Annotated in this window: 18 protein-coding genes; 12 read left to right on the top strand and 6 right to left on the bottom strand. The window is 30.0% G+C overall.

Annotation, left to right across the window (positions count from 1 at the left end; all coding sequences use genetic code 11):
* Nucleotides 1–5: 5 nt before the first annotated feature.
* From asd to thrC, 3 genes are all read right to left on the bottom strand, one after another.
* Nucleotides 6–1,082 (bottom strand): aspartate-semialdehyde dehydrogenase, encoded by a 1,077-nt coding sequence (gene asd, locus FOC48_RS06700; RefSeq protein ID WP_003147262.1) that lies wholly within the window; start codon nt 1,080–1,082, stop codon nt 6–8.
* A gap of 89 nt (nt 1,083–1,171) precedes the next feature.
* Nucleotides 1,172–2,053 (bottom strand): homoserine kinase, encoded by an 882-nt coding sequence (gene thrB / locus FOC48_RS06695; protein WP_003147261.1) that lies wholly within the window; start codon nt 2,051–2,053, stop codon nt 1,172–1,174.
* On the bottom strand, nt 2,053–3,525 hold the full coding sequence (thrC, locus tag FOC48_RS06690; RefSeq protein WP_003147260.1) for a threonine synthase: 1,473 nt from the start codon (nt 3,523–3,525) through the stop codon (nt 2,053–2,055). The genes thrB and thrC overlap by 1 nt, the downstream gene beginning before the upstream one ends.
* Before the next feature lie 257 nt (nt 3,526–3,782).
* On the opposite strand from thrC, the gene FOC48_RS06685 reads away from it, so the two are divergent.
* From FOC48_RS06685 to FOC48_RS06675, 3 genes are all read left to right on the top strand, one after another.
* A complete protein-coding gene (locus FOC48_RS06685) occupies nt 3,783–4,937 on the top strand; it encodes a homoserine dehydrogenase (RefSeq protein ID WP_003147259.1) in 1,155 nt (384 codons plus the stop codon).
* 138 nt (nt 4,938–5,075) lie between these two features.
* A complete protein-coding gene (locus tag FOC48_RS06680; protein ID WP_003147258.1) occupies nt 5,076–6,383 on the top strand; it encodes an aspartate kinase in 1,308 nt (435 codons plus the stop codon).
* A 71-nt stretch (nt 6,384–6,454) separates the two neighbouring features.
* A complete protein-coding gene (locus FOC48_RS06675; protein ID WP_003147257.1) occupies nt 6,455–7,093 on the top strand; it encodes an NAD(P)H-dependent oxidoreductase in 639 nt (212 codons plus the stop codon).
* A 52-nt stretch (nt 7,094–7,145) separates the two neighbouring features.
* Here FOC48_RS06675 and FOC48_RS06670 read toward each other — a convergent pair whose 3' ends face one another.
* A complete protein-coding gene (locus FOC48_RS06670; protein ID WP_003147256.1) occupies nt 7,146–7,781 on the bottom strand; it encodes a YigZ family protein in 636 nt (211 codons plus the stop codon).
* A 154-nt stretch (nt 7,782–7,935) separates the two neighbouring features.
* Here FOC48_RS06670 and FOC48_RS06665 point away from each other — a divergent pair, with 154 nt between their 5' ends.
* From FOC48_RS06665 to FOC48_RS06655, 3 genes are read left to right on the top strand one after another with little or no spacing between them, the layout of a single operon-like run.
* Nucleotides 7,936–8,253, top strand: a complete 318-nt coding sequence (locus FOC48_RS06665; RefSeq protein WP_003147255.1) for a PadR family transcriptional regulator — start codon at nt 7,936–7,938, stop codon at nt 8,251–8,253.
* The gene (locus FOC48_RS06660) at nt 8,246–8,854 is read left to right on the top strand and encodes a DUF1700 domain-containing protein (protein WP_003147254.1); all 609 of its coding nucleotides are present in this window, start codon (nt 8,246–8,248) and stop codon (nt 8,852–8,854) included. Before FOC48_RS06665 ends, FOC48_RS06660 begins: the two co-directional genes overlap by 8 nt.
* The gene (locus FOC48_RS06655) at nt 8,847–9,788 is read left to right on the top strand and encodes a DUF4097 family beta strand repeat-containing protein (protein ID WP_003147253.1); all 942 of its coding nucleotides are present in this window, start codon (nt 8,847–8,849) and stop codon (nt 9,786–9,788) included. Before FOC48_RS06660 ends, FOC48_RS06655 begins: the two co-directional genes overlap by 8 nt.
* 44 nt (nt 9,789–9,832) lie before the next feature.
* Here the strand turns inward: FOC48_RS06655 and FOC48_RS06650 are convergent, their stop codons facing one another.
* Entirely contained in the window at nt 9,833–11,176 is a 1,344-nt protein-coding gene (locus FOC48_RS06650; protein ID WP_003147252.1) for an LCP family protein, read from the bottom strand.
* 184 nt (nt 11,177–11,360) lie between these two features.
* On the opposite strand from FOC48_RS06650, the gene mutM reads away from it, so the two are divergent.
* The 6 genes from mutM to FOC48_RS06620 all read left to right on the top strand — a co-directional run bounded on the left by mutM (nt 11,361) and on the right by FOC48_RS06620 (nt 15,252).
* Nucleotides 11,361–12,221 carry a bifunctional DNA-formamidopyrimidine glycosylase/DNA-(apurinic or apyrimidinic site) lyase gene (mutM, locus tag FOC48_RS06645; RefSeq protein ID WP_003147251.1) on the top strand — a complete coding sequence of 287 codons (861 nt, stop codon included), beginning with the start codon at nt 11,361–11,363 and terminating at the stop codon, nt 12,219–12,221.
* A 12-nt stretch (nt 12,222–12,233) separates the two neighbouring features.
* Nucleotides 12,234–13,082: a YitT family protein gene (locus tag FOC48_RS06640; RefSeq protein WP_003147250.1), complete on the top strand. Its 849-nt coding sequence runs from the start codon at nt 12,234–12,236 to the stop codon at nt 13,080–13,082.
* Between the two features lie 71 nt (nt 13,083–13,153).
* Nucleotides 13,154–13,486 carry a hypothetical protein gene (locus FOC48_RS06635; protein WP_003147249.1) on the top strand — a complete coding sequence of 111 codons (333 nt, stop codon included), beginning with the start codon at nt 13,154–13,156 and terminating at the stop codon, nt 13,484–13,486.
* A 62-nt stretch (nt 13,487–13,548) separates the two neighbouring features.
* Nucleotides 13,549–14,100, top strand: a complete 552-nt coding sequence (gene rnmV, locus FOC48_RS06630; protein ID WP_003147248.1) for a ribonuclease M5 — start codon at nt 13,549–13,551, stop codon at nt 14,098–14,100.
* Nucleotides 14,100–14,960 carry a 16S rRNA (adenine(1518)-N(6)/adenine(1519)-N(6))-dimethyltransferase RsmA gene (gene rsmA / locus FOC48_RS06625; RefSeq protein WP_003147246.1) on the top strand — a complete coding sequence of 287 codons (861 nt, stop codon included), beginning with the start codon at nt 14,100–14,102 and terminating at the stop codon, nt 14,958–14,960. The genes rnmV and rsmA overlap by 1 nt, the downstream gene beginning before the upstream one ends.
* Before the next feature lie 10 nt (nt 14,961–14,970).
* Nucleotides 14,971–15,252 (top strand): nucleotide pyrophosphohydrolase, encoded by a 282-nt coding sequence (locus FOC48_RS06620; protein WP_003147245.1) that lies wholly within the window; start codon nt 14,971–14,973, stop codon nt 15,250–15,252.
* 252 nt (nt 15,253–15,504) lie between these two features.
* Here the strand turns inward: FOC48_RS06620 and FOC48_RS06615 are convergent, their stop codons facing one another.
* A complete protein-coding gene (locus FOC48_RS06615) occupies nt 15,505–16,722 on the bottom strand; it encodes an MFS transporter (RefSeq protein WP_003147244.1) in 1,218 nt (405 codons plus the stop codon).
* Nucleotides 16,723–16,764 lie beyond the last annotated feature (42 nt).

The raw sequence follows: 16,764 nt of genomic DNA, 5'->3' as shown, positions 1-16,764 counted from the left end.
GACAATTAATCTAAGTATCCTAGTTTTTTAATTAGTTCCGCAGTTAATACAGCTCCACCAGCTGCTCCACGTAATGTGTTGTGAGAAAGTCCTACGAATTTGTAATCAAATAGGTTATCTTCACGAAGACGACCTACAGTAATTTGCATACCTTTTTCGTTATCGCGATCTAGAACTGGTTGTGGACGATCGTTTTCTTCATAGTATTTAATGAATGGAGTTGGTGCTAGTGGTAAGTCGTATTTAGCAATTTCAGGAACATGGTTTTTGATTTTTTCAACTAAAGTTTCTAATCCTGGGTCATTTTCTAAATTGAATGATACACAAGCAAGGTGCCCATCAAGAACTGGAACACGAATACATTGAGCTGATAGTTTCATAGAATCATCTGGAACGATTTTTCCATCAACTACTTTACCAAAGATTTTAAGTGGTTCTTTTTCACTTTTCTCTTCTTCTCCTCCGATGTAAGGAATGATGTTTTCGATCATTTCAGGCCATTCGTTGAAAGTTTTTCCGCTTCCTGAGATAGCTTGGTAAGTACAGATAGATGCTTCTTTAACACCGTACTCTTTAATTGCTTCAAAGATAGGAACATAACTTTGAATTGAACAGTTAGGTTTTGTAACGATGAATCCTTTTTTAGTTCCAAGACGTTCTCTTTGCGCAGGAAGAACACCTAGGTGAGCAGAGTTAATCTCTGGGATAATCATCGGTACATCATCTTTGTTTCTGTTTGCAGAGTTGTTAGATACAACAACAACTTCACGTTTAGCATAGTCTTCTTCAAGTTTAATTAAAGCTTCTTTATCAAGGTTGATAGCACAGAATACCATATCAATTCCTTCAGAAACTTCGTCAATTTTATATAAGTCTTCAACAACTAACTCTTTTGTGTATTCAGGAATAGCGTGATCTAATTTCCAACGACTTTCCATAAGTTCTCCATATTTTTTACCAGCAGAACGAGGTGATGCTGCTAATTTAACTACGTCGAAGTATGGGTGATTTTCTAATAATACTAATAAACGTTGTCCTACCATTCCTGTTGCCCCTAATACGGCTACTCTTGATTTTTGCATAATAAATCTCTCCTTTATTTGTATAAAAATTATTTCAAAATGAACTTCTTCTCTGCAATAAAAGAAGAAGTTCAAAAATTATTAACATATTAATTTAGAACTACTGTTCCTTCTTTATCAACTTTTAGTAAAATTGCTTGCCAGTCATATTTTAATTTAGCAAGTTCAGTTTTTATTTTTTCAATATTGTTAGTATCGCTAACTATATTCATAAGTGTAGAACCACTTCCAGAAATGAAAAATGCTGAACTATCAATTTTCTCACAAATTTCTCTAACTTCGTGATATTCTTGTATTATTTCTTTTCTGTAAGGTTCGTGGATTTTATCCCCCATAACCTTATTAAGAAGTTCTAAGTCATAAGTTTCAAATGCTTTAATAACCGATCCGATACGTGATAATGAGTAGATTGCATCTTGAAGCTTAATTTCTTTTGGCATTACTTTTCTAGCTTCTTCAGTAGAAGTTTCGAAGTTTGGAATTAACGCCAGGAAATTAAATCTCTCATCGACCTCATATCTTACAGTTACCGCTTCTTTACTATCAGTAGTACAAGATGAACTTAGACTTCCGAAAATAGCTGGCGAAACATTATCTGGATGACCTTCAATTTCATTAGCTATTGTAAAGATTTCTTGTTTATCAATAGGTGTATCAGTTAGTAAGTACGCACCGTATATTCCAGCGACTACACAAGTAGAGCTACTACCTAAACCACGGCTAATAGGTACATCATTATCGATTGATATTCTAACACCTGAAATTTCTTTGTTTAATTTTTTTAGTGTAGTTAGTAATGTTTGATAAACTAGGTTGTTTTCATTTGAAAAACGTTCTTCAAATCCGACGAATTCTAGACCATTGTCTAATTTTTCGAATTTAAAAGTAGTGTAAAGTGTTAAAGCAACACCAAGGCTATCGAAACCACATCCTACGTTTGCAGAAGTGGCAGGTACACGAACACTTATCATTATAAATCACCTAGTTTCTCTAAGATGTATTTCTTCATATCTTCTTTATTAATTACATCTTTGTGTCTAATTTCTTTTTTGTCAAGATCTCTTAAATTCTCAGGGATAACAACTTTTGTTTGTTCATGAAGTTTATTCATAAGAGTAAACTCGTCCTCACCTTGAGTTTCGAATAGAGAAGAGTAGACACTTTCTGTAAATTTATATGGAGATGCTGTTGATAATACAATACTAGCATGCTCATTATCTAAATTATCAAGAAGAACTTTGTAAGCTACTGCAGTATGAGTATCTAATAGATAGTTATCTTTTTCATAGATAGCTTTAATAGTTTCTTTAGTTTGTTCATCATCAGCAAACCCAGCTTGGAATTTGTCTTTTATCTTAGCTAATACTTCACCTGTAACTTCAAAGCGACCAGCTTGTTTTAAGTCTTTCATAAGTTTAGCAATATATGCATTATCACAACCACTAATGTAGTAAAGCAGGCGTTCTAAGTTACTAGAAATTAAGATATCCATACTTGGTGATACTGTTTTTAAGAAGTCTCTATTCTTATCATAAACACCAGTTGTTAAGAAATCATAAAGTACATTATTGTTGTTACTTGCACAGATTAGTTTATTTACAGGTAAACCAATTTGTTCAGCGTAGTAACCAGCTAGAATATTACCGAAGTTTCCAGTAGGTACTACAAAGTTTACTTTATCATTTAATTTAATTTTGTTTGTATTTACTAAGTCTAAGTAAGAAACAACATAGTAAACTACTTGAGGGATAAGACGCCCGATATTGATTGAGTTTGCACTTGATAACTTAATGTTTTTAGAAAGTAATTCTTTTTTGAATTCTTCATCAACGAATAGTTCTTTAATCCCACTTTGAGCATCATCAAAGTTTCCGTGAATTGCACAAACTTTTGTATTCTTACCTTCTTGAGTTTGCATTTGTGTTTTTTGTACTGTACTTACACCATCGTTAGGGTAGAAGACCATAATTTTTGTTCTATCTACATCTTTAAAACCTTCTAGTGCTGCTTTACCTGTATCTCCACTAGTCGCTGTTAAGATAAGAATGTCATTTTTGTCTTCTACTTTTGTAAGTGCCGTTTTTGTAAGTTGTGGAAGAAGTGAAAGACCTACGTCTTTAAATGCACTAGTAGGTCCATTGAATAATTCAAGAACGTAGCTATCTTTTAATTCTACTAGAGGGGTAATATTCTCGTGAGAGAATTTTCCTCTATAAGCTTCTTCTACACATTTTTTAATTTCTTCATCGCTAAAGTCTACGAAAAGACGTAACACGGCTTCAGCTACTTCATAGTAACTTTTTCCGATTAATTTCTCTAAATCTAATTTATTTTTTCCTAAATCTCTTAAAACGAAAAGTCCACCTTCTTCACTTAAACCTTGAAGAATAGCTTCACTCGGATTTAATTTTCTATTAATATCTCTTGTACTTTCGTAAATCATTTAAAATCTCCTTGCTTTATCGTTGTATATATGATACAATGTTCTCTATAAAAATACAAGTGTTTTTTACAAAAAGAACTTAATTAATTTTTATAACTATAATTTTACACCAAAATAAGTTATAAAAACAGTCGAAATAATCAAAAAATTGAAATTTTTTGAAAATTTTCAAATTGATTTATTTGACATAAATAAAATACTTGATAAACTTTAACTATATAATTGAAAATAAATAATGAACTTAGGAGAAAATAATTATGAAGATTGCGATTTTAGGATATGGAACTGTTGGTAGTGGGGTATATGATATTATTACTAACGGTAAAACTGAAGAATTAGATAAAATTGAAGTAAAGAGTGTTTTCGCAAGAAGTCGTGATAAGATGCATCTTGCTACAGACGATTTTAATGAAATTTTAAATGATGAAGAAATTTCGGTTGTAGTCGAGTGCTTAGGTGGATTAAATCCTGCGTATGATTTCATTAAAAGATCTTTAGAAAATGGTAAACATGTTGTTACTGCGAATAAAGCAGTAGCTGCGAAGCATTTAGATGAATTTGTTGCTTTAGCTGAGAAGAATAATGTTAAGTTTATTTTTGAGGCTAGTGTTGGTGGAGGAATTCCATGGCTTGTAAACTTAGAAAGAACTAGACGTGTTGATGAAGTAAAACGAGTATATGGTATTTTTAATGGTACAAGTAACTATATCTTAGATAATATGTATAGAAATGATCAAGAATTTGATTCTACTTTAAAAACTGCTCAGGATTTAGGATATGCTGAAGCTGATCCAAGTGCTGATGTAGACGGTGGGGATGTTGTGAACAAAATAATCTTAAGTAATGCACTTGCTTTTGATATTCACGTTAAACCTGAATTTCCTACATACTCTATGAGAAATATTACAAAAAATGATATAGACTATTTAAAACAGTATGACCTAGCTGTTAAATATATTGGAGAAACAAATGTAGAAAATGGGGAGTATGAGACTTCTGTAATGCTTTCTATATTTGGAAAAGAATCTCAAGAAGCGGCTGTACCTTTAAACAATAATATTATTACTTTAGATGGTTCTTTTATCGGAGAACTAAAGTTTTATGGACAAGGAGCTGGAAAACTTCCAACAGGAAATGCTATTGTTCAAGATATAGTTGATATTAATGAAGGTTCAACTCGAGTTGATGTAGTAATTAAGAATGATTTATCTTATTCAGAAGAATTAACTAGAAGAAATTACTTAGTACGTTCATCAGTTGAATTATCTGGTGAATTAGTAGAGAGTGTTGAACAATATAGAGAAAACTACTATGTAAAAACAAAAGAAATTTCATTAAAACAATTAAGTTCTTTAGTTGATGAAGTAAAAGAGAAAGATAGTAAATTTGTAGTTGCTAAGTTTCATAAATAATTAAAAATAAGGAATAAAGTGATTATTAAAAATAAATGTTAGATTTTTCAGAAAATTTATTGATTTTTCTACAGATAGTTATATAATATATATTAGTAACAAAAATACAAATAACATGAATTAGAAAAAGGAGTTACGATGGTTAGAGTATCAAAATTTGGAGGAAGCTCGGTAGCAAGTGCCGAACAATTTAAAAAAGTTAAAAATATTGTAGAATTAGACGATGCACGTCGTTTTGTTGTAGTGAGTGCTGTTGGTAAGGCGAATAAAGAAGATAATAAGGTTACAGATTTACTTTATTTATGCTATGCACATACTAAATACAATATAAATTTTGATAATATCTTTAAAATGATTGAAGATAAATTTATTGCTATTAAAAATGAATTAAACTTAAAATTTGATATTGAAGGTGAACTTACTAAATTAAAATCTGAAATCAGCAAAGGAATTGATGAAGAGTATTTAGTAAGCCGTGGTGAATATTTAACAGCTTTATTAATGGCAGAGTATTTAGGATATCACTTTGTAGATGCTAAAGACTTAATCTTCTACAACTACCAAGGTGAGATTGATTTTGAAAAAACTCAAGCAGCTTTTGATGCAATTGTAAAAGAATATGATCGTCTTCTTATTCCAGGGTTCTATGGAAGTAGACCAAATGGGGAAATTAAAATTATGACTCGTGGTGGAGGAGATGTTAGTGGAGCGATTGTTGCTAATATTGCTAATGCGAGTGTTTATGAAAACTGGACTGACGTATCTGGAATTTTAATGGCAGATCCTCGTATTATTGACAATCCACATGAGATTAAAGTAATTAGTTATACAGAACTTCGTGAACTTTCATATATGGGTGCAAGTGTTCTTCATGAAGAAGCAATCTTCCCAGTTCGTGATAAAGACATTCCAATCCAGATTCGTAACACAAATGATCCAACAGCAGAAGGAACTATTATCTCAGATAATAAACACCTAGATGAGAAACAAATAGTTACAGGTATTGCAGGGAAAAAAGATTTCTCTATTATTACTATTAAAAAACGTCACATGGCAAATGAAGTTGGATTAATTGGTAAAGCTCTTAAAATTTTTGAAGACTTTAATGTTAGTATCGAGCACATTCCAAGTGGAATTGACTCATTCTCTGTAGTTGTTGAAACAGGTAATGTTAGACCATTTATTCATGAGCTAGTAGCAAAAATTAAAGCTGTTTTAGATGCGGATGAGGTAAATGTAACTCATGAGATTTCTTTAATTGCTACAGTTGGGGAAAAAATGAAAAATACAAAAGGACTATCTGGCAGATTATTTAAAGCACTAGGGGAAGCTGGAGTAAATATTGCACTAATTTCACAAACTAATGATGAGATTAACATTATCGTTGGTGTTCATAACGATGATTACGAAAAAACTATAAACACTATTTATTCAGAATTTAAATAATATAAATGGCTTCTTATCTGATGTTAGATAAGAAGTCATTTTTTATAATATTTTATTTTATGAGGTGAAGTATGAAAATTTTACAGATTATGTGTCATCCAGATTTTGATGGAAAGCATAGAATTTCTAATATTTTAGCAAAAATTGGTGAAGAAAAATTAATAGAAGAAGGTTTTAACAATATCGAAAAGATAAATTTATATAATCCGAGTACTCACATTCCCGTGATGGATAAGTTTATGTTTAATTATGAGGGAGCACTATTAACAGATAGAGAACAGAAAGATAAAATTAGACAAAAAGAACTGTTAGAACAATGGAAAAGTGCTGAAGCAGTGTTTATTTATATGCCGCTTCACAATTTTAATGTAGTATCAAAATTCAAAGATTATGTCGACAATATAATGATAGTAAATGAAACTTTTAAATGTGAGGTAGAGTCTCTAATAGGATTAGATCCTTCTAATAAACAAATAACCTTTGTCATTACTAGTGGGGGAGAATCTGATAAACATATCCAATATACTAATCTAGACTTTGCAGTTCAATATGTGAGAGGAATTTTTAGCGTCCTAGGAATAGACAAAGTTAAAGTTATAAGAGTAGAGGGCTTGGATTTAGCATTCAATAATAAAGAAAAGATAGTAGAGAAGGGTATCTCTGTGTTAAAAGAGTGGATAGAAGAATTTTCGAGAAAGAATAAAAAATAAGCTAAGAAGGAATAAGAGACTGTTTAATATGGTTTCTGATTCCTTCTTAGTTTTATTTAATATCAAATTCTAGTTGTTTTTCTTTTGAAGATAGAATTTTGAATTGACCGTTAGTTAGGTTAGCAATCCAATTTTCAAAGCTATCGTAGTCTTCTTGCATTACATAAATTGTATAAATGATTTTGTCAGTGTATTCTAAGTTGTTCACGATGAAATTAGTTTTTCCAATTTCATATTCTATTTTTCCGTTTAGACTATAGTCTAATTCTAATCTGACTTCAAAAGCATCTTTTCTTTCTACTAATGTTGCATTTTTTAGCGCGTTAATTACTCCACCACCATATGCACGAACTAAACCACCAGTTCCTAGCTTAGTTCCACCGTAGTATCTGATAACTGTAGCACAGACATTTTTTATTTCGTTTTTTACTAGTACGTCTAGCATTGGAGCGCCAGCAGTTCCACTAGGTTCTCCGTCATCATTAGCACGAGTTATTTCGTTATTATCACCAACTACATAACATGAGCAAACATGTGTAGCATCATAATGTTTTTTCTTCATTTTTTGAATAAACTCTCGTGCTTCTTCTTCGCTACTAATTCTTATAAGATGAGTAATGAATGTAGATTTTTTCTCTACAAATTCATCGTATGAATCTTCTTTGATTGTAATAAATTTTTTCGCCATAGTACCTCCTTTATAATTTATAATTTGCTAAATTTACTATATTAATTATGATGTATTATAAATAAAATGTCAATAATTAGAATGTATTTCTCATTATACTACTTGACAGATTATACTATGTAATGTATAGTATAATATGAAAGGAGATATTTGTATGGAATCTCAATTAAAAAGAGGATTATTGGAAATCTGTGTCCTCGCTACTTTACGTAATTCCGAATCATATGGTTATAAAATTATAAAAGATGTATCAGATGTAATTCCAATATCAGAATCAACATTATATCCTATCTTAAAACGTTTAGAAGCGAATAATTGTGTTACTTCTTATTCTGTAGAACACAATAGTAGACTAAGAAAATATTATAAAATCACAGATATTGGTCTTAACAAAATTCAAGAATTTCTTATTGACTGGCAAGTGATTAGTAATGCACATAAATATATTTTAGGAGATGAACAACATGAATAAAAAACAGTTTTGTACTCTTTTGGAAAATGAATTAAGAATATATTTATCTTCGGAAGAAGTATATAAGACTCTTAATTTTTTCAAAGAAATGATTGACGATCGTGTTGATGAAGGATTAAGCGAAGAACAAGCTGTATCGCAATTAGGTAATATAGACGATATTGTTGGCCAAATTTTAGATGAACATAATATAAAAAAAAGACAGAAAAAATTAGTATGGAGATTTATACCACAAAAAACACCCTCAGCAGCTAATATAATTATTGCTATACTACTTTTCCCTATTTGGATTACTATTTTTTCTTTAGTAGCTAGCTTTTTTATAGCTTTTGTGTCTTTAATATTCAGTTTGGTACTTGCTGTAATTTCATTTTTCGTTGGGGGGATTGCTCTTATATTTAAAGCACCCTTCTACCTTATATATGAAAAGAACATAGCTTATTGTTTAGATACTTTAGGCTTTGGTTTTATTATTACAGGAATTGGTTTAATAGGAATTTATTATTTATTAAAATCATTAAAAAAAGTAAGGAAAAATGGTTGGAGTTTCAAAAAAATGTTTGTGAAAGTTTTCAAAAAAGAGGTGTATATCAATGAATAAATTTATTAAAATCGCCTTTAGCCTGATAATTACTGGTTTCATACTAATAGGTTTTGCAACATACTTAAATAATGGTAATATACCTAGATTTTCTTCTAATTCTGAGAAAAAGAATTATACTGTCTCAGTTAATGATGTTAAAAACTTAGATATAGATATCATTGATTCCGATGTAACAATAGAAGAGAATACTGCTTCTAAAAATATAGAAATAGAATACTATACTGCTCTAGAACGTAAAGTTAATATAGAGCACACAGGAAATAAGTTATCTATAAAAGAAAATGAAAATATTGTGAGTATTAATTTTAATTTCTTTACTGAAAAAAGAAAACTTATTATAAAAATACCTAAATCTTCTAATATCGATATCAATTCAGTTAATAAAATAGGAGATTATTTTATCAAGAATCTAGATATTAAATCTCTTATAATTAATAGTAAACTAGGTGATGTATATATAACTAATATTTCAGCTTTAGATGCTGATATTAATTTAGCAACTGGAAATTTAAATATAGATAACTTAAATAGTAAAAATAATTCTCTAAAAATAAAGACTGCTACTGGAAACATAAAACTAAATAATATTAGCGGTATTAGCAATCTAAATATTGATAATAATACTGGAGATATTGATTTATCATCATCAACTATAAAAAATATCAATATATCTAATAAACTTGGAAATATAACATTAAATAATTTACCTAATGAATCAACAGATAATATTAATTTAGAAACCAATACAGGGGATATTTCATTATTCAATCTTACAGCAAATAACTCTATTTCTCTAAAATCTTCAACTGGTAATATTCTTGCTGAATTAAACGATAATGAATCTAATTTCACAAATGGTTCTAATAAAAAGAAAACGCTGTTTACATCTTCTTCTACTGGAACTGTAAATGTAAAATTTTCAAATAAATAAATAATATCCCATCAAAATTAGTTTTGATGGGATATTATTTATTCTTAATTATTATTTACTCCGGTATTTTGATTAGCATTTGTTGTACCGACACCAGTTGTAGTATTTTGCTGTTCATTGCTATTGTTAGCATTGTTTTCAGTATTACCATTTTCATCAGGTCTGTTTTCATTGCTTACGGTAATATCATTTTTTAAATCTTTTTTAGTAAGTCTTTCAGGAAGATTTGCCAGTAAGTCTTCTGGTGACATTATTGTAAGTCCAACTTGAGGATATATAGTTTTTGGTAATAAATCATTTATTCTATATTCTTTTAATCCTATACTTATATGACCTTGATAGTAAATGTTTAGTAAGTCTTTCGCTTTTGGTAATGGTAAATCTAAATTATCTCTCAGTGCAGATGATGCGTATAATAGAGATAGTGGACGAGGATAGTAGTAATATACACCGTTATACATTACATCATATCCATCGATTCTGTGTGAAACGATTTGAATATCATCATTAAAGAACATTTTTATCGCTGAAGAGATTTCTGTCGTTGATAGGTTATGTTCTACATTATCACCTGCGATATTAATTACATCATTGATTTTAGTTAAAGCATTTAAGCTTTTTGCTTTATCGATAAGAGCGTGAATAGCTTGAAGCTGACGTTGACCACGTTCGATATCACTATCGTAATATCTACTACGAGCAAAGGCAAGAGCTTGTTCACCGTTTAGAGTGTGCCATCCTTTTTTCAATTTAACAGTGTTTTCTTCACCATTGGCGTTTTGTTCATCCATATCGAATGGTACGTATAAATCAATTCCACCAAAGGCATCGACTGTTTGTTCAAAAGCTTTGAAGTTTATTAATACGTAGAAGTTGATAGGTGTATTTAATAAGTTTTCTACTGCGTTTGTTGTTCCTTTTACATCATTATAAGCATGAGCATGAGTAATCTTATCATAGAAGTATGCACTATCATTATTCTCGTCATTTTTTTCACGCATTAAAGCAAGTGAGTCACGAGGAATACTAACCATGTCCATACGTTTTTTATCTTTGTTAACAGTTGCTAAAATCATAGAGTCTGTTCGACTGTCTGCTCGTGTTTGACCTTGAGCCTTACGATCATCGTTCATATCTATTCCTAAAATTAATACTGAAAATTTCTTAAAGTTAGGATCAACTTCTTTTAAGTAATCAACTTTTTTGTATCCTTTTTGAGTTGAATTATAGAAGTTGAAGAACGTGTATGCTGCAAAAGCTCCTGTTCCTAAGAACAGCAATGCTAGAACTGTAAATATTATTTTTTTTAAACTTCTTTTTTTAGGAGAACGTTTATCATTTCTTGATCCAGAACTGATTCTATCTCTTCTAGATATTCTTTCTTTCATTTAATATAATCCCTTCTATACATTATAACTTTTTTATTATACTACAAATTTCAATTTGTTGCCATAATAAAGGTGAAAATTGGGGATAAATATTGAAAATTAGAAAAATAAAAGTGGGAAATTTTTGATATTTTCAAATATTTATATTAAAATAAAAATGTAAGTATAAAAATAGGAGTATATTATGCCAGAATTACCTGAGGTAGAGAATATAAAATTTGGACTTGAAGAAGTGGTAATAAATAAGCAAATTCTAGATATGAAATATTCAAATGTTGTAACAGAAAGTCATAAATTGAATAAAATGGCGATAGTGAAGCAGGATATAAATTATTTTTCAGAAAATGTAAAAGGTAAAACTATAGAGAAATTATCTAGAAGAGGGAAATATTTATATTTTACATTAAATGAAGGATATATTATCACACATTTTGGAATGACAGGAGCATTTTTTTTAGTAAAAGACATATCAGAAATTACTAATAAAAACTATTTCAAACATCAACATGTGATTTTCGAATTATCGACTGGTGAAAAATTAATCTACAGTGATATTAGAAGATTTGGTGAACTTAGATACATAGAAGATGTAACGAAATTTAAACCTTTTGTTAATCTGGCTCCAGAACCGTTTGATAAAAAAGCTAAAAAGTATTTTCTAGATAAATTAGATGAGAATAAATATAAAGATCAATCTATTAAAGCATTGCTTCTTGAAGGGAATGTATTTTGCGGATGTGGTAATATTTATGATTGTGAAGTATTGTATCGTCAAAAAATACACCCTTTAACTAAGGCGAGTGAACTTTCTAAAAAGAAAAAAGAAAGTCTATTTAAAGAGTTAGTTGATATTTTAGAATTAGCGATAAAAGAGGGGGGGTCTACAATTTCAGACTATGTACATACAGATGGTGGGGAAGGGAATATGCAGAATTTCCACCAAATTTATGGTAAGAAGGTTTGTCCATTAGGTCATGATGTTGAAAATGTTACAATAAAAGGTCGTTCTAGTCATTTTTGTCCTATTTGTCAAAAAATAAAATAAAAAGGAGATTCAATGGATAGTAGATTAGAATTTTTAAAGAAATATATTAGTATAGTTATAGGATCGTTGATCTTTGCAGCAGGATTAGAATTTTTCTTAATTCCTAATAATATCCTAGATGGAGGAGTGATTGGGGTATCTATTATTGCCCGCCATTATTTAGGATTACCACTTGGATTATTTATCTTTCTTTTAAATATTCCATTCTTATATTTAGGATATAAACAGATAGGTAAAGGATTTTCGATAGCATCTATTTTTGGTATTGTTATTCTTTCTGTAGCTACATCATACTTCCATAGCATTCCACCACTAGTTACAGATCCATTTTTAGCCTGTATATTCGGAGGGATTATACTTGGAATTGGAGTAGGGCTAGTTATTAGAAATGGTGGTACATTAGATGGTAGTGAGATGTTCTCAATCTATGCTACTAAAAAGTTACCAATTTCTGTAGGTGAGATGGTTCTTGGAATAAATGTTGTTATCTTTATTGCATCTGGATTTGTTTTCACATGGGAAGCTGCATTATATTCTATGATAAGTTATTTCATCGCATCTAAAGTTATGGATATCGTTATTGAGGGGCTAAATGACTCTAAATCGGTTATGGTTATTACAAGTAATTACCAAGTAATAAGTCAAGAAATTCAAGATAGACTTGGTCGTGGAGTGACTTTATTACACGGAGAAGGCGGTTATTCAGGACAAGAAACAAAAATTATCTTTTGTGTAATCACTCGTATTGAAGAATCAAAACTGAAAAAAATTGTATTTAGAAATGATAAGAATGCCTTTCTATCGATTGGAACAGTTAGTGAAGTAAGTGGAGCTAACTTTAAGAAAAAAGATATACATTAATAAACTTTCCTTTGCAGTATTTTCTGCAAAGGATTTTTTTATGTTATAATTAGTATAAAGAGGTGGGAGTTATGGAAGAATTATATAATTATCTTATTAAGAGTGAGAAAGTTTATTTGTTGGAAAGAAGAAAAACAGTAAAATGGTGGCATATACTATTTGAATTTGTTGGATTCCTATATTTTTGGGGAGAATATGGAAAAGATAGGACTTACGATTGCTACTTAGTTAAGTTTGAAAAACATTGGGAAATACTAGTGTGTAAAAAAGGAAAAGCACGAGAAAAAATTAAGCTTAAAGAGAAGTTTGAATTAAAAAAGAAATTTCTTTGCGGAGGTTATAAGTATAAAGTTCACCATGAAATTACGCATGAACTATACAACTATTTGAAATATTCATACTAGCATGAGCAAAATTTGTCTAAATATGTTATAATAGACTGATGAATTTTTTAAAGGATAATAAAATGAAAATCAAAGAAATAATAGTAGTAGAAGGAAGAGATGATACCAATAGGGTTAAAGAAGCAATAGATTGCGATACATTTGAAACTAATGGCTCTGCTCTTACTAAGAAAAAAATAGAACGATTAATCTTTTTAGAAAAAACAAGAGGATTAATAGTTCTAACAGATCCTGATTATGCGGGGAAAAGAATTAGAAGTATAATAGAAAAAAATATCCCTACGGCAAAACATGCATATATATCAAATAAAAAGGCCGTTGATAGTAAAGGGAAAATTGGAATAGAAGCTGCGAGCAAAGAAGATATTATAGCGGCTATAAAAAATTATTATACACCGATGGATGAGGTGAAAAATGATATAAGTAATGAAATATTGATAGAGTTAGGTTTAGTAGGAGGAACTACGTCAAAAGTCCTAAGAGAAGAACTTTGTGAAAGATTAAATATAGGATATACTAATGCAAAACAACTACTAAATAAACTTAATATGTATAATATTTCTAAAGAACGTTTATTAGATGAGATGGAAAAAATAAGTAAAGGATTGAAATAATGATAGGAACACCTAAGAACACTTTTGAAATACTAAAAAAACACGGATTTACATTTAAGAAGAGTTTAGGACAAAACTTCTTGATAGATGCGAATATTTTAAATAGAATCGTTGATGGAGCAGGAGTAAATGAAAATATAGGAGTAATAGAAATAGGGCCTGGGATAGGTTCTCTTACAGAAGCATTAGCTAAAAAAGCTAAAAAAGTAATTTCGTTTGAAATTGATGGTAGACTTTTACCAATTTTATCTGAGACACTTGCTGATTATTCTAATGTTGAGATTATCAATAACGATATCTTAAAAGTCGATGTTGATAAAATAATTGCTGAGAAGATGTCAGATTGTGAAAAAATTATGGTAGTAGCTAACTTACCTTATTACATTACTACACCGATTTTAACTCATTTAATTGAGAACACTGAGAAAATTGATGGTTATGTAGTTATGATGCAAAAAGAAGTTGCTAATAGATTAAATGCTAAGGTAGGAACAAAAGATTATAACTCATTAACAATTTTATTAAATTACTATACAGATGTTGAGTATTTATTTACTGTACCGAAAAAAGTATTTGTACCTGCACCGAATGTTGAGAGTGCTGTTGTAAAAATCATGACAAAAGAAACTCGCGAATTTGAAACTGATGCCAAATTCTTTAAATTCGTGCGCTCATGTTTTGTACAACGTAGAAAAACTTTGCTTAATAATTTAATTTCAAGTTATGGTAAAGATAAGAAACAAGATCTGCAAAATGCTTGTGTAGACAGTGATATTGAACCTGGAAGACGAAGTGAAACTCTAAGTTTAGCGGAATTTTACAATTTATATAATAATTTAACAAACAACAGCTTAATTTAAAGGTAAAAAGATGGAAGAATTAAAAACTATAATAACTGAGTTTCAAGAAAAAAGAGGTTGGGGAGAGTACGATACTTTAGAAAGATTTTCTAAAAGTATATCGATAGAAGCGGCAGAACTATTAGAGCATTTTCAATGGAGTGAAGAGGGAGATAATATACAAGAGATAAAAGATGAGCTAGCAGATGTGTTAATCTATGCTCTAGCAATGTGTTATCATCTTAATGAAGACCCTAAAAAGATTATAAAAGATAAGTTAGTTGATGTCGCAAGACGTTATCCAGAAAAATAAAAGAGGTTGACTCAAAAGTCTTAAAATTTAACAAAGTTCATATGAGAATATATAGACGCAGTGGTTTATTGATATCTAAATTCGCCTTGTAAAAGCTCTTTAGATATCTAATAAACTGTGCGGGGGTGACTCGACAAAATCGATTTCTACGAAATCACGATTTTTGAGTCACTCCCTTTTGTTATTAATAATAAATATCTATAAAAAAAGTAGCCCTTAATTTAGGACTACTTTTTAAAGTTTTTAATATTACTATCGACTAGTTTTAGTTTTTAACACTGGTACTTCTTTAGCTTTGTAGAACATAGCGTAAAGAACAGTTACTCCAATTGTTACTATTGCACAAAGGATGTAAATTCCTCTGTATGATAAGATTCCTTGAACAGTACCTAGTGCATATGGTCCAAATCCAAGACCAAGGTCTAATCCGATGAAGTATGTAGATAATGCAATACCTACTTTAGTAGAATCAACAAGTTTTAAACAAACAGCTTGTCCGTTTGACATGAATGTTCCATATCCTAAACCGATTAAAGCACCAGAGAATAATAACATGAAGCTACCGTTTGTGAAACTTAACATTAATAATCCTAATGTTAAGAATACAAAACTTGGATACATAACTGCATTCTCACCACGTGCATCGAATACGCGTCCTGCGAATGGACGAGTAACTGTAACGATAAGAGCATATACTACAAAGAAGAATGCTCCAGCAGTAGATAAGTTTAAGCTATCAGCGTAGATAGATAAGAATCCTAATACACTAGAGTAAGCTAAACCAACTAGGAATGCTACAGTAGAGATGAATAATACTTTGTATTCAATAAATGTATTTAAAGCCCAGCTGTTTAATAATTTTTTTTGTTTTTCGTCTAATTCGATATTTTGAACTGGGAATAAGAAACAAGCAATTGTAACTGCTACAGATAATACGATTGCTAAAATAATAACTGCATTAAATCCTGTAATAGGAAGTAATAACATACCAATAAATGGTCCGATTGCAGCTGCTAAACTTGTACTTAATCCGTAGTAGTTAATACCTTCACCGTTACGAGATTTAGGAATGTAAGTTGTAACTATTGCATTAGCTGCAGTAGAGATAGTCCCATAAGCAAATCCATTTAAGAAACGAACTGTATCTAAAATAACAATGTTAGATGAAATTAGGTAAGCTGCTGTTGTGATTAAATAGATTAACGCTCCAAAACGTAAAATTTGTTTACGCCCAACAATTTCTAATTTTTTCCCAATATAAAGTCTAGCAACAAGTGTACCGATAATATAAATACCAGCGGCGAATCCTGCCTGAGCAGCAGTAGCACCTAGTTGAGACGTTGCGTATTTTGCTGTAATAACTACGAAACAGTAATAAATTAAAAATACGATAAAATTAATTGTAGTTATTGTTATAAATCCTTTATTAAATAATTTGTCTTTTTCTTCTATAGCTATCTGGCTATCCATAAAAATTCTCCTAACTTATTTTTTAATAACATATATCTATCA

Source organism: Gemella haemolysans (assembly GCF_012273215.1).
Lineage (GTDB): Bacteria > Bacillota > Bacilli > Staphylococcales > Gemellaceae > Gemella > Gemella haemolysans_A.
Note: the sequence above shows the minus strand (reverse complement) of the source record. Positions and strands in the feature narration are given on the sequence as shown.

Excerpts from the sequence above, each read along its gene's own strand:
- asd (WP_003147262.1), bottom strand. The coding sequence starts at position 1,082 with ATGCAAAAATCAAGAGTAGCCGTATTAGGGGCAACAGGAATGGTAGGA.
- thrB (WP_003147261.1), bottom strand. The coding sequence starts at position 2,053 with ATGATAAGTGTTCGTGTACCTGCCACTTCTGCAAACGTAGGATGTGGT.
- thrC (WP_003147260.1), bottom strand. The coding sequence starts at position 3,525 with ATGATTTACGAAAGTACAAGAGATATTAATAGAAAATTAAATCCGAGT.
- FOC48_RS06685 (WP_003147259.1), top strand. The coding sequence starts at position 3,783 with ATGAAGATTGCGATTTTAGGATATGGAACTGTTGGTAGTGGGGTATAT.
- FOC48_RS06680 (WP_003147258.1), top strand. The coding sequence starts at position 5,076 with ATGGTTAGAGTATCAAAATTTGGAGGAAGCTCGGTAGCAAGTGCCGAA.
- FOC48_RS06675 (WP_003147257.1), top strand. The coding sequence starts at position 6,455 with ATGAAAATTTTACAGATTATGTGTCATCCAGATTTTGATGGAAAGCAT.
- FOC48_RS06670 (WP_003147256.1), bottom strand. The coding sequence starts at position 7,781 with ATGGCGAAAAAATTTATTACAATCAAAGAAGATTCATACGATGAATTT.
- FOC48_RS06665 (WP_003147255.1), top strand. The coding sequence starts at position 7,936 with ATGGAATCTCAATTAAAAAGAGGATTATTGGAAATCTGTGTCCTCGCT.
- FOC48_RS06660 (WP_003147254.1), top strand. The coding sequence starts at position 8,246 with ATGAATAAAAAACAGTTTTGTACTCTTTTGGAAAATGAATTAAGAATA.
- FOC48_RS06655 (WP_003147253.1), top strand. The coding sequence starts at position 8,847 with ATGAATAAATTTATTAAAATCGCCTTTAGCCTGATAATTACTGGTTTC.
- FOC48_RS06650 (WP_003147252.1), bottom strand. The coding sequence starts at position 11,176 with ATGAAAGAAAGAATATCTAGAAGAGATAGAATCAGTTCTGGATCAAGA.
- mutM (WP_003147251.1), top strand. The coding sequence starts at position 11,361 with ATGCCAGAATTACCTGAGGTAGAGAATATAAAATTTGGACTTGAAGAA.
- FOC48_RS06640 (WP_003147250.1), top strand. The coding sequence starts at position 12,234 with ATGGATAGTAGATTAGAATTTTTAAAGAAATATATTAGTATAGTTATA.
- FOC48_RS06635 (WP_003147249.1), top strand. The coding sequence starts at position 13,154 with ATGGAAGAATTATATAATTATCTTATTAAGAGTGAGAAAGTTTATTTG.
- rnmV (WP_003147248.1), top strand. The coding sequence starts at position 13,549 with ATGAAAATCAAAGAAATAATAGTAGTAGAAGGAAGAGATGATACCAAT.
- rsmA (WP_003147246.1), top strand. The coding sequence starts at position 14,100 with ATGATAGGAACACCTAAGAACACTTTTGAAATACTAAAAAAACACGGA.
- FOC48_RS06620 (WP_003147245.1), top strand. The coding sequence starts at position 14,971 with ATGGAAGAATTAAAAACTATAATAACTGAGTTTCAAGAAAAAAGAGGT.
- FOC48_RS06615 (WP_003147244.1), bottom strand. The coding sequence starts at position 16,722 with ATGGATAGCCAGATAGCTATAGAAGAAAAAGACAAATTATTTAATAAA.